Here is a 10,489-nt window from a genome sequence, read left to right as displayed (position 1 = left end):
GGGCGTCGGCTATATCGACACCGCCATGGATTTCGTCTGGCCCAACCGCCATGTCGACACGCGGGCCGGCACCGTGGTCTTCGTCACGACCGACGGCCTGATCGACCAGATCGGCGGGCCGAAGGAAATCGCATTCGGCAAGCGGCGCGTGCGCGAGGCGCTGCGCGCGAGCCGCGAGCTGCCCACCGCGGCACTGAGCCAGGCCGTGCTCGACGCGCACCTCGCGTGGCAGGGCCATAACCGCCGCCGCGACGACCTCACCTATTTCTGCTTTCGCGTCCGCTAATCGGGACGCCCGCCAGAACACTCATCCATGTCCGCCACCACACCCTCCTCGATAGACAACGAATATGGGGCATTCTTCGCCGTGGCCCGGGAACGCAACGTGATCTTCTACTACGTCGGATATTTCTCGCAGAACATCATCGCCGCCATGTCGGACGCGGTGCGCCTGCAGCTCGCGGTGAGCGGGGTCGATGGCGGCACGCGCCGCAAGCTGTTTTCGTCGTTCGTCGAGATGGCGCAGAACATCGTGCATTATTCTTCCGATGCGCTCACGCCGTCCACGCAGGACGACGGCCAGCTCCGCCACGGTTCGGTCTGCATCAGCCGCGTGGACGACCGCTACCGGCTCATCTGCTCGAATCCCGTCGCTACCGCGCGGGTGGAGCAATTGCGTGCGACACTCGAGCCCCTGCGCACGATGACGCTCGACGAGATCAAGGCCGCCTATCGCGAGACACTGCGCGCGGAAGCGCCAGAGGGCAGCAAGGGCGCGGGTCTCGGACTCCTGACGATGGCCCGCGACGCCAGCGCCCCGCTCGAATACAACTTTCAGCCGATCGACGCGGACCCGGTCTCGACGATGTTCCAGCTCGTCGCCACGATCTGACGCCATCGGGAAGCATCAGCCATGGAAAATCTGTTCATTGCCGCCACGCAAGCCTCGCCGGAAGTCAACTTCGACTTCCAGAAGCACACGCTGTCGCTCAAGGGCGAGTCTTACCCCGAGAACGCCGCGGTGTTCTACGGCGAGGCGCTGACGCGCCTGCGCAAGTACCTGAGCCTGTGCGAGGACACCGACATCACGGTCAACGTCGCGCTCACCTATTTCAACAGTTCGAGCACGAAGATCCTGTTCAGCATCTTCGACGCGCTCGACGAAGCGTCCCAGCGCGGCAACCACGTGGCCGTCAACTGGTATCACGACGAGGACGACGACACGATCCTCGAGTTCGGCCAGGAGTTGCACGCGGACTTTCCGGGCATCGATTTCACCGATCACATCACGACGAACGGTTGAACGCGCTTTCACACGCCTCCATGGCCGAACCCGATCTGTTCGATACGGAGAACAGCGCCCTGGCGCACGCGCGCGGCATCTACCTCGATGCCGGCGCGAGCACGGCCACGTATCGCGCGACGCTCGGCGAGCTGATCGTCCATTACGAACGCCTGATGCGCGAGACGCGCCGCCTGATCCGGCGCAGCGACCGCGAGGAGCTAGAAATGAACCGGCTCAACACGCGGCTGCAGGAGCTCGCGCAGGAACTCGAACACCGCGCCACGCACGACCAGCTGACCGGCGTGCTGAACCGCGGCGCCGTGATCGAGCGCGCGGCCGCGGCGCTGGATCGCGGCCCGCTCGCGCTGATCGTGCTCGATATCGACCACTTCAAGCGGCTCAACGACACGTTCGGGCATCCCGTGGGCGATATCGTGATCTGCGAGGTCACGGCCTGCCTGCACGACGAGATGCCCGCGGGCGGCCTGCTGGGCCGCGTGGGCGGCGAGGAATTCGCCGCCCTGCTGCCGGACACCGGCTGCGACGACGCGATCGCACTGGCCGAACGCATGCGCGGCCGCATTGCCGGGCACCGGTTCCCGGCGCCGCTCACCGGCCCGGTGACAGCGAGCTTCGGCATCAGCTGCAATGCGCGCGGCACGAGCTTCGTCAGCGCCTATGCGCGCGCGGACGAGGCGCTCTACGACGCCAAGCGCGCCGGGCGCAACCGCGTGGTATGCGCGGACGGCCTCGTCAGCGGCGACTGACCGTTACCGCGGCCTCGGCTCCCGCAGCCGCATCGACTCCCGCTGCCGCATTGGCATCGCTGATCGCCCGCAGCAGCGCCAGCATCGTGCGGTTGACGGGCGTCGGCACCCCAAGGGCCTCGCCCGCCGCGACGATCGCGCCGGTCAGCGCGTCGACCTCGAGCGGCCGGCCACCGAGGCAGTCCGCATACATCGAGGTGCCGAACGTGGGCGACAGCGCAAGCACCGTGGCAAGCATGGCGCTCGCTTCGTCGTCGGGAAAGCGCGCCCCGCTCGCGCGCCCCACGGCCACCGCCTCATTGAGCACGTCCATGCATAGCGCGCGCACGTCGGCATGATGGAGCACGGCCATGCGCTGGCGCGTCAGCGCGGTCATCGGATTGGCCACCGCATTGAGCAGCAGCTTGCGCCATTGCAGCGTGACGAAATCCGCGTTCGGATGCGCATGCATGCGCGAGCCCTCGAACAGCCGCGACAACGCGCGGCCGCCTTCGTCGTCCGGCACCGACAGATGCCGGTCGCCCGCTTCGCCGAACCGCACGCGATCGCGCGCGAGCCGTTCCGCGTTGAAATAGACGACGGCAGGCACCACCGCTGCCTCTGCCGCATCGCGCGGGAGCGGCAGCCACGGCGCCACGCGCGCGACGTGGCCGATGCCGTTCTGCAGAACCGCCACGCGCGTTCCCGGCGCGCACAAGCGCGCGAGCCAAGGCGCCGCGGACGCGGTGTCCTGCGCCTTCGTGCACAGCAGGATCCAATCGACGGGCGTGGCCGCGGCGGGGTCCGTGAGCGTGGGCACGGGCACGCGCCGGGCGCCCTCCGCGGCCTCGAGTCCGATCTCGGTGATCGGCGCGCGCGCGCACAGCATCACGTCATGCCGCGCGCCCACGGCAAGGCATGCGGCCACGGACAGCCCCACGCCGCCGGCGCCGATCACGGCGACGCGCTGACGGGTGGAGGCACGGGATGTGGTGGGCGCGGTGAGTGCGGTGGGCGCGATGAGCGCGGTGGACGGGTCTGCGTGCATCGATGTCGTTCCGGGGCGAGCGCCCCGCTGCGCGAGAAACAAGCGGCCATTCTGGTGGCACACGCGCACACGGACAAGCCATGTTGCCCCACCTTGGCGCCCGCGACCGTGCCTTCCGCCAAAGCCTTCCGCAATTATTCAAACCGCCGCTGGCACGAAGCATGCTCTACACTGTGATTTCCGGTTACTGCCGTGCTGTCATTCTCTTCCGCTTCGTCGTTCTATTCGTCCCTGTCGCCCGCCATGCGAGACGCCTTCCGCAAAACCTCCAACGTGCTGCTCGATCCGAACCGGCGATATAGCCAGGCGCGCCTGTTCCACGCGATGCGCGTGGCCCTCGCCCTGCTCGTCTCGATCGCGCTCACCACGGGCATCCGCATTCCGCACGGCGAATGGGCGTCGATCACCGTGCTCGTCGTCATCGGCGGCCTGCAGCACCACGGCAATATCCGCCGGCGCGCGGCCGAGCGCGGCGTCGGCACGCTGCTGGGCGCGGTGATCGGTCTCGCGCTGATCGCGCAGCAGTCCTGGCTGCTCCATTCGCCACTGGTCACTTATGTACTGATGGCGCTGGTCTGCGGCTACTGCGCGTATCACGCGATCGGCAAGGGGGGCTATATCGCGCTGCTCACCGCCATCACGGTCGTCATTACCGCGGGCCATGGCGACCAGGATGTGTTCGACGCGCTGTGGCGGACCGTCGATGTGCTGATCGGCACCGCCGTTGCGCTCGTATTCTCGTTCGCGCTGCCTGCCTACGCGTCGTACTCGTGGCGCGTCAAGCTGGCCGCGCTATTGCGCGCGAGCGCCGCGGTGCATGCGCGCGTGCAGCGCGGGGACATCGATGCGGCCACGCTGCAGAAGGAGATGATGCAGCTGGGCATGCAGCTCGTGCAGCTGCGCAGCCTGATTCCGTCGGTGGCCAAGGAGACCGACGTTCCCGCGGCCCAGCTCGAGGAAATCCAGCACGCGGCGCGCGTGTGCATCAGTGCATTGGAATTGATGGCGGCGATCGAACCGAACGCCGATCACCCGCGTGAGGACGATCGCGGCATTCGCAGCGCGATGCTCGCGCTGGCGGATTCGCTGGAAAGCGGGAATGCGCCGGACGATATCGACATGGCACCGGCGGCGGCCGGATTGCCCGCGACGAACGGCAATGAAGGGTTGCCGGCGACGACCACGGGCTCGTTCGCTTTCCTGTCACGGCGTCTGCAGGCGGAACTCTCGCGCACGCGCAACGTGCTCGCGCAGATGAGTACGAAGTACGAGTTCCCTTATGCGAGCAACTGAGCAGGCCACCGAGCCAGCCACCAGGTAGCGGTGGAAGCTCAGTGAATCGAGGCGCCCGTCGCGGAGAAATTCGCGAGGAGCGTCGCGTGATAGGGCTCGATCGGCAGGCGTACGCCAAGCGCCGTAAAGAGCTCCAGCGCGCGTTCCAGGGTCGTCAGGACGCCGGGCATCCACAGACGCTGCAAACGAATCGGCGCCTCGCCGACCAGTTCCGCGAACTGATAGAGACCGTATTCCTGGATGGCCTTGAACAGGACCAGACCCACGAGATGAAGATCGCCGGTATCGAGCGCGATGACCGCCTGTGCGGCCCAGCGCTCTTCACGGATTGTGATGAGATCTGCCTCAGCAAAACGTTCACCGATATGATCCATCGCGAGAGAGGCAGGAAAGTTGGACAGGAGGCTCACTACGTTTCTCCAAAGCCAGATAGTCCAATTACGGCATTCTTGGCAAAAGCTGAAGGGTAGCACGCAGCCTCGCGCGTTCGATGCCCCCACATTCGAGGCCCACTTCAATCTGGCGTTCTCGTTGCGTTTCGACGCGTTTCCGTCGCGCTTTCGTGGTGTAAACGCAGCAGACATTCGCGCATGCAATCGCCTGGGTGCACACGTCTACACTTGCGTGTGAAGGCCCTTTCGATAGCGAACATCGGGGCGGCACGGGGGTGCGTAATGCGCAGTGAAGTGCGGCCCTGGTGGGGACGCGTCGAGGGATCGGGCGCGCATGGCGTGCCGGGTGCGGGCGAACCGCAGGCACCGCGGCAATGGCATAAGACTTGCTGTCTCGCGACGGACCTTCCCAGCGAGCCGGCAGTGCGCATCGAACAGTTCACCACCGAGTCCTATCCGATCCATCAGCGCGCGCAGGTCTGGCGGGAAGCGTTGCGTCCGCACCAGCTGCAGTCCGCCATCGCCTCGGAAGCCTCGCCGTTGCTGGCGCCACAGATATTCGGCCAGCTTACGGCGGCGCGCACGGGCCGGGGCGTGGGACTCGTGCGCATTGCCTCGTGTGCGCAGACGCTCGCGCACGCGGGTGGCGCCGCGGACCTCGATCGGGCCGACCGTGGCGGCGACGCGATCTGGCTCGCCCTGCACCAAACCGGGCGCGCCGCGCTCCACGATGGGGACCAGGCCGTCGCGCTGTCGCCGGGCGACATCGTCTACGGGCCCACGCATACGGCCGCGCGCCTCGTCTTCGATTCCGACTTTCGCCAGTTCCTCGTCTCCGTGCCCGCGGCGGCCCTGAAATCGCGCCTGCCCGACGCGCAGGCGCTGCTGACCGGCCATCTGTCGGGCCAGGCGGGCATGGGACGCCTGCTGGCTGGCACACTCGGCGCGCTGGCCGACGCGTTCGACACGCTCAGCGACGATGAAGTCTCCACCGTCGAATCGTCGCTGCTCGACTACGTGGCCACGAGTCTCGCCGACCGGCACGACAACGCCACCGCCGCCATCGGCAGCACGCAGGCCGCCACCTATCGCCGCGTCTGCCAGTTCATCGAAAGCGCGCTCAGCGACCCCGCCCTCTCGCTCGCCCTTGTCGCCGCGCACGAGAACATCTCCGAGCGGCTCGTGCAGAAGCTGTTCGAAGGCACGGGACAGACGTTCACCGGCTACGTGCGGCAGCGCCGCCTCGAACAATGCCGCGCCGATCTCGGCAGCCGCCAGTACGGGCACCTGTCCATCTCCGATATCTGCTTTCGGTGGGGCTTCAACGATGCGGCGCACTTCAGCCATGCGTTCCGCGACCGGTACAAGATGTCGCCACGGCAGTACCGGCAGCAGGCCAACGAGGCCAGCCAGCAGACGCTGCGCAAGCGCATCCGGCGCGGCTGGCCCTCGGGATACTTCGAGACACAGCCCGATGTGCCACTGGAAGCGCCGGCCGATGCGCGCGTCGCCACGGCGACATCGCCGCAAAGGGACGCTTCCGCCGCCATCGCCGAATCGCCGGCCGGCCGCCATCATCACCTGCCCGCCACGCCCGAGACCATCCACTGGGGCTACTTCAGCCAGACCATCCCGCCGGTGCTCACGATCGACTCGGGCGACATCGTCACCATCGAAACGCTCACACAGCATGCGTACGACGATTACGACCGCATGATCAAGGGGGACTCCGGGGCCGAGCGCGTGTTTCAGTGGACGCGCGAACACAAGGCCATCGACCGCCGCGGCGCGGGACCCACCGATGCGTCCATCTACGGGCGCGGCAGCGGCGAAGGCTTCGGCGTGCATATCTGCACGGGACCGATCTATGTGAAGGACGCCGAGCCCGGCGACGTGCTCGAGGTGCGCATTCTCGACCTCGCGCCGCGGCTCACGGCCAACGCGCGCTATGCGCAGCGCGCCTTCGGCAGCAACGCGGCCACCTGGTGGGGTTTTCATTACGACGACCTCATCGAAGCGCCGAGGCCGCGCGAGGTCATCACCATCTACGAGGTCAACTGCGAGCCCGGCCGCACGTGCGCGCACGCGGTCTACAACTTCCGCTGGACGCCGCAGCGCGATCCCAGCGGCACGCTGCATCCGACCATCGACTATCCCGGCGTGCCGATCGACCGCGCGTCGATCGTCGAGAACCACGGCGTGCTCGCCGGCATCGAGATTCCCGTGCGGCCGCACTTCGGCGTGATTGCGCTCGCGCCCGCGGAAACGGGCGTGGTGGATTCAATTCCGCCGTCCTACTTCGGCGGCAATCTCGACAACTGGCGCATCGCCAAGGGCGCCACCGTCTATCTGCGCGTGGGCGTCGATGGCGGCCTGCTATCCGTCGGCGACCCGCATGCCTCGCAAGGCGACAGCGAACTGTGCGGCACCGCGATCGAATGCTCGCTCACGGGCGTGTTCCAGATCGTCCTGCACAAGGCGCGGGACCTGACCACCGAGCCGTTCGCCGATATCGACTACCCGCTCGTGGAAACCGCCGACGAGTGGGTGCTGCACGGCTTCTCGCACGCCAACTATCTCAAGGATCTCGGCGATCAGGCACGCAGCCTCGTCTACGAGAACTCGTCGCTGGATCCCGCCATGCGCGATGCGTTCCGCAAGACGCGCCGCTTCCTGATGACCGCAATGGGCCTGACCGAGGACGAAGCGATCTCGCTGATGTCCGTGGCCGTCGACTTCGGCGTGACGCAGGTCGTCGACGGCAACTGGGGCGTGCATGCGGTGGTGCGCAAGGCGATGTTCCGGCAACGGCTGCGGGACAGGCAGCCGTCCGCATGACCGGGCTATCGGCCGAACTGCCGCCCAAACACCTCCTTGCGGATCGAGCCATGCACGCCCCAGTTCGCATCCACCACCTGCGTCACCCCGAAATCGGCCGCCACCGATAGCAGCGCAATGGCCTCGTCCTCGCTGAGCCTATGCACCTGCATCAGAAAGCGCCGCAGCTTGCGGAACGCATCGCGCATGGCCTGGTCCAGCGACGAGTGCTGCGCCACGGCGGTCTGCGCATCGGGGCCCAGCGCCGCCAGATAGTTCGGGAACGTGAAGCCGTACACCGACCACTGCTCGTCGGTCTCGAGCATCGGATGATCGAGCCCCTCGAGGATCGTGCCCTCCAGCTGGTTCTTCTTGTGCAGCACGAACTCGAAATCGCCGGTCAGCGACGTTTCGATCGCGGTGCCGCCGAGCTCGCTGTCGCCCTGCGCCGCATGCGGATCGCCCACCGAGAAGAACGCGCCGGCCACGGCCACCGGATAGTACATGCGCGCGCCCTTGCCGACGCGCCAGTCATCGATATTGCCGCCGGTATAACTCGGCGGAATCGAGCTCACGAAATCGGACTCCGAGGGCGCGAGGCCCATCGTGCCGAAGTGCAGCCGCGCGGGCACCTTCACATCGCGCAGGATGTTCTCGCGCTTGCGCACCAGGCTATGGTCGACGCGCACGCCCGGATAGTCGATCGTGGGATGCACCACGCCATCGGGATCGGTCTGCGGCGTCCAGATGTAGTTGTAGACCGCGCGCGCATAGGGCTCGCCCGACGTATCGAGTTCGAAGATCGTGATGACCTCGCGGGGCTTGGGCTCCTCGATCAGATCGCGGTAATGAAAGCCCCACGACGCGGCCGCGTTCGATCCGAAGCATCGCCCGGCAAAGCAGGCGCTGCAGCTGGGCCGCGGCCGCACGTCGAGGATGCGCACCTCGAGCACGTCGCCGGGCTCCGCGCCCTCGATCGCCACGGGTCCCGTCAGCAGATGCACGCCGACGCCCTCGCCTTCGCCGTACTGGAACGTGCCCGTGGTGGGCCCCGCGCCCCGGCGCGATATCGCCTTGTGCTCGCGCGTCCAGGCGAACACCGACTCCGCGCCGGGGTCGCCCGCGATCATGCGTTCATAGTCGTCGTTGGCATGGTGTGTGAGCGTTTCGATCGTGACGCGATCGCCCGATCGCACCGTCAGCGACGGGGCGACGGCCTTGCTGAAATAGCCCCAGTGCACGGTCTGCGGCGACACGCGAAGAGTATGCTGCTTCATGGTTCGATTTGAATGATATGGCTGGAAAGATTCAGGCGTCCGCGGTCATCACGCTCAGGAATCGCGCGGTCTGCGGATGCGACGGTTGCGTCAGCACCTGCCGCGCGGGTCCGCTCTCGATGATGCGGCCGTCGGCCAGGAACACCACGCGGTCCGCCACTTCCGCGGCAAAGCGCAGCTGGTGCGTCGAGATGATCATCGTGAGTCCGTCCTCGCGCGCGAGCGTGCGGATGACGTCGAGCACCTCGTTGACGCGTTCCGGATCCAGCGCGGACGTCGGCTCGTCGAGCAGCAGCACGCGCGGATGGGGCGCCAGCGCGCGCGCGATGGCCACGCGCTGCTGCTGGCCGCCCGACATATGCCGCGGCAGCGCGTCGGCGCGGTGCGACAGCCCCACGCGTTCGAGCAGGCCCAGCGCGCGCGCGTCGGCCGCTTCGTCGGACCATCCATGCACCCACCGCAGCGGTCCCGCGATGTTCTCGCGCGCGGTCAGATGCGCGAACAGGTTGAATTGCTGGAACACCATGCCCACGCCAAGGCTCGCGCGCTCGCGCGCCAGATCGGCGGGCCGCATCAGTTGCCCGTCGGGCCGGTAACCGAGGCGCTTGCCGTGCACGTGGATATGGCCGCCATCCCATCCTTCCAGATGGTTGATACAGCGCAGCAGCGTGCTCTTGCCCGATCCGCTGGGCCCGAGCAACGCCACCACCTCGCCTTCGCCGATGGTCAGGCTCAGGTCGGTCAGCACGGCCTGCGCGCCGTAGGCTTTCGTGACGCCGTTGACGCGCACCGCCACGGGCGCCTGCGCCAGACGCTGCGCGCGGGCCGCCACGGCTGCCGCGGCGTCCGGCAGCCCGTCCGCCCTCGCGATGACGGCCTCTGCCGACGCCTGTGCGGGCATCACGGGCGGCTGTACGGCCACCACGCTCTGGGCCCTCACCCATGGCAGCCACCGCGCGATGCCGGTCCGCGTGCCATGCTTCTCCAGATCGAACCGCGATTCGAGCGCCACCTGCACGAGCCCGACCGCGCCCGTCAGCACGAGGTACATGACACCCGACGCAAAGAAGATCGAGAAGAAATCGAACGTCGATGACGCCAGCTGCGTGCTGCGCAGCGTGAGTTCCTGCACCGCGATCACCGAGGCCAGCGACGAGTTCTTGAGCGTGCTCACGGCCTCGTTGCCCATCGCCGGGATCATCGCGCGCAGCGCCTGCGGCGCGACGATCCGGCGCATCAGCACGGACGGTGTCATGCCGAGCGCCTGCCCGGCCGACAGCTGCCCGCGATCCACGCCGAGCACGCCGGCCCGGAACATCTCCGCGATGAACGTCGCCTCGTTGAACGCCAGCGCCACGCCCGCCGCCAGCAGACCCGGCAGCTTGATGCCCACATGCGGCAGCGCGTCGTAGACGAATACCATCTGCAGGATCAGCGGCGTGCCGCGAAAGATCACCGCGTAGCCGCGCGCGAACGTCGCCAGCGGACGAAAGCGGCTCAGCTGCATCGCCGCGAGTACGAGCCCGATCAGCGTGCCGCCCACCAGGCCGATCGCCGTCGCGCCGAGCGTGAACTCGGCACCGGCCAGCAGGTACGGCAGCGTCAGGTAATGGAAGAACAGTTCCATCGCG

General features: G+C 67.5%; 9 protein-coding genes and 1 pseudogene. 6 read left to right on the top strand and 4 right to left on the bottom strand.

Annotated features, from left to right (window positions below):
• The 4 genes from AAHB16_RS22435 to AAHB16_RS22420 all read left to right on the top strand — a co-directional run.
• A partial coding sequence (locus AAHB16_RS22435) for a SpoIIE family protein phosphatase (RefSeq protein ID WP_342052018.1) occupies positions 1 to 286 on the top strand: 286 nt, incomplete at its 5' end.
• A 27-nt stretch (positions 287 to 313) separates the two neighbouring features.
• Positions 314 to 892 (top strand): SiaB family protein kinase, encoded by a 579-nt coding sequence (locus AAHB16_RS22430; RefSeq protein WP_150371194.1) that lies wholly within the window; start codon positions 314 to 316, stop codon positions 890 to 892.
• A gap of 21 nt (positions 893 to 913) precedes the next feature.
• Positions 914 to 1,303, top strand: a complete 390-nt coding sequence (locus AAHB16_RS22425; RefSeq protein ID WP_342052017.1) for a DUF1987 domain-containing protein — start codon at positions 914 to 916, stop codon at positions 1,301 to 1,303.
• Between the two features lie 20 nt (positions 1,304 to 1,323).
• Positions 1,324 to 2,052 carry a GGDEF domain-containing protein gene (locus tag AAHB16_RS22420; protein WP_150371192.1) on the top strand — a complete coding sequence of 243 codons (729 nt, stop codon included), beginning with the start codon at positions 1,324 to 1,326 and terminating at the stop codon, positions 2,050 to 2,052.
• On the opposite strand, the gene AAHB16_RS22415 is transcribed toward AAHB16_RS22420, so the two are convergent.
• On the bottom strand, positions 2,039 to 3,079 hold the full coding sequence (locus tag AAHB16_RS22415; RefSeq protein ID WP_342052016.1) for a 2-dehydropantoate 2-reductase: 1,041 nt from the start codon (positions 3,077 to 3,079) through the stop codon (positions 2,039 to 2,041). The two genes, AAHB16_RS22420 and AAHB16_RS22415, sit on opposite strands and share 14 nt — an antisense overlap.
• 243 nt (positions 3,080 to 3,322) lie before the next feature.
• On the opposite strand from AAHB16_RS22415, the gene AAHB16_RS22410 reads away from it, so the two are divergent.
• The gene (locus tag AAHB16_RS22410) at positions 3,323 to 4,372 is read left to right on the top strand and encodes an FUSC family protein (RefSeq protein ID WP_342052020.1); all 1,050 of its coding nucleotides are present in this window, start codon (positions 3,323 to 3,325) and stop codon (positions 4,370 to 4,372) included.
• A gap of 38 nt (positions 4,373 to 4,410) precedes the next feature.
• Here AAHB16_RS22410 and AAHB16_RS22405 read toward each other — a convergent pair whose 3' ends face one another.
• A complete protein-coding gene (locus AAHB16_RS22405) occupies positions 4,411 to 4,782 on the bottom strand; it encodes a hypothetical protein (protein ID WP_223851395.1) in 372 nt (123 codons plus the stop codon).
• Between the two features lie 405 nt (positions 4,783 to 5,187).
• Between AAHB16_RS22405 and AAHB16_RS22400 the strand changes: the two genes are divergently transcribed.
• Positions 5,188 to 7,602: an acetamidase/formamidase family protein gene (locus tag AAHB16_RS22400; protein WP_150371190.1), complete on the top strand. Its 2,415-nt coding sequence runs from the start codon at positions 5,188 to 5,190 to the stop codon at positions 7,600 to 7,602.
• A 5-nt stretch (positions 7,603 to 7,607) separates the two neighbouring features.
• Here the strand turns inward: AAHB16_RS22400 and AAHB16_RS22395 are convergent.
• Positions 7,608 to 8,903 (bottom strand): annotated as a pseudogene (locus AAHB16_RS22395) (acetamidase/formamidase family protein); the annotation flags it as partial.
• Positions 8,890 to 10,485, bottom strand: a complete 1,596-nt coding sequence (locus tag AAHB16_RS22390) for an amino acid ABC transporter permease/ATP-binding protein (RefSeq protein WP_342052015.1) — start codon at positions 10,483 to 10,485, stop codon at positions 8,890 to 8,892. The gene AAHB16_RS22390 and the pseudogene AAHB16_RS22395, both read right to left, overlap by 14 nt.
• Positions 10,486 to 10,489 lie beyond the last annotated feature (4 nt).

Source organism: Cupriavidus sp. OTU4054, assembly GCF_038440175.1.
GTDB classification, from domain to species: domain Bacteria; phylum Pseudomonadota; class Gammaproteobacteria; order Burkholderiales; family Burkholderiaceae; genus Cupriavidus; species Cupriavidus pauculus_D.
Note: the sequence above shows the minus strand (reverse complement) of the source record. Positions and strands in the feature narration are given on the sequence as shown.

Coding starts and splice junctions, on each gene's coding strand:
- AAHB16_RS22425 (WP_342052017.1), top strand. CDS start 914: ATGGAAAATCTGTTCATTGCCGCCACGCAAGCCTCGCCGGAAGTCAAC.
- AAHB16_RS22415 (WP_342052016.1), bottom strand. CDS start 3,079: ATGCACGCAGACCCGTCCACCGCGCTCATCGCGCCCACCGCACTCACC.
- AAHB16_RS22410 (WP_342052020.1), top strand. CDS start 3,323: ATGCGAGACGCCTTCCGCAAAACCTCCAACGTGCTGCTCGATCCGAAC.
- AAHB16_RS22430 (WP_150371194.1), top strand. CDS start 314: ATGTCCGCCACCACACCCTCCTCGATAGACAACGAATATGGGGCATTC.
- AAHB16_RS22420 (WP_150371192.1), top strand. CDS start 1,324: ATGGCCGAACCCGATCTGTTCGATACGGAGAACAGCGCCCTGGCGCAC.
- AAHB16_RS22390 (WP_342052015.1), bottom strand. CDS start 10,485: ATGGAACTGTTCTTCCATTACCTGACGCTGCCGTACCTGCTGGCCGGT.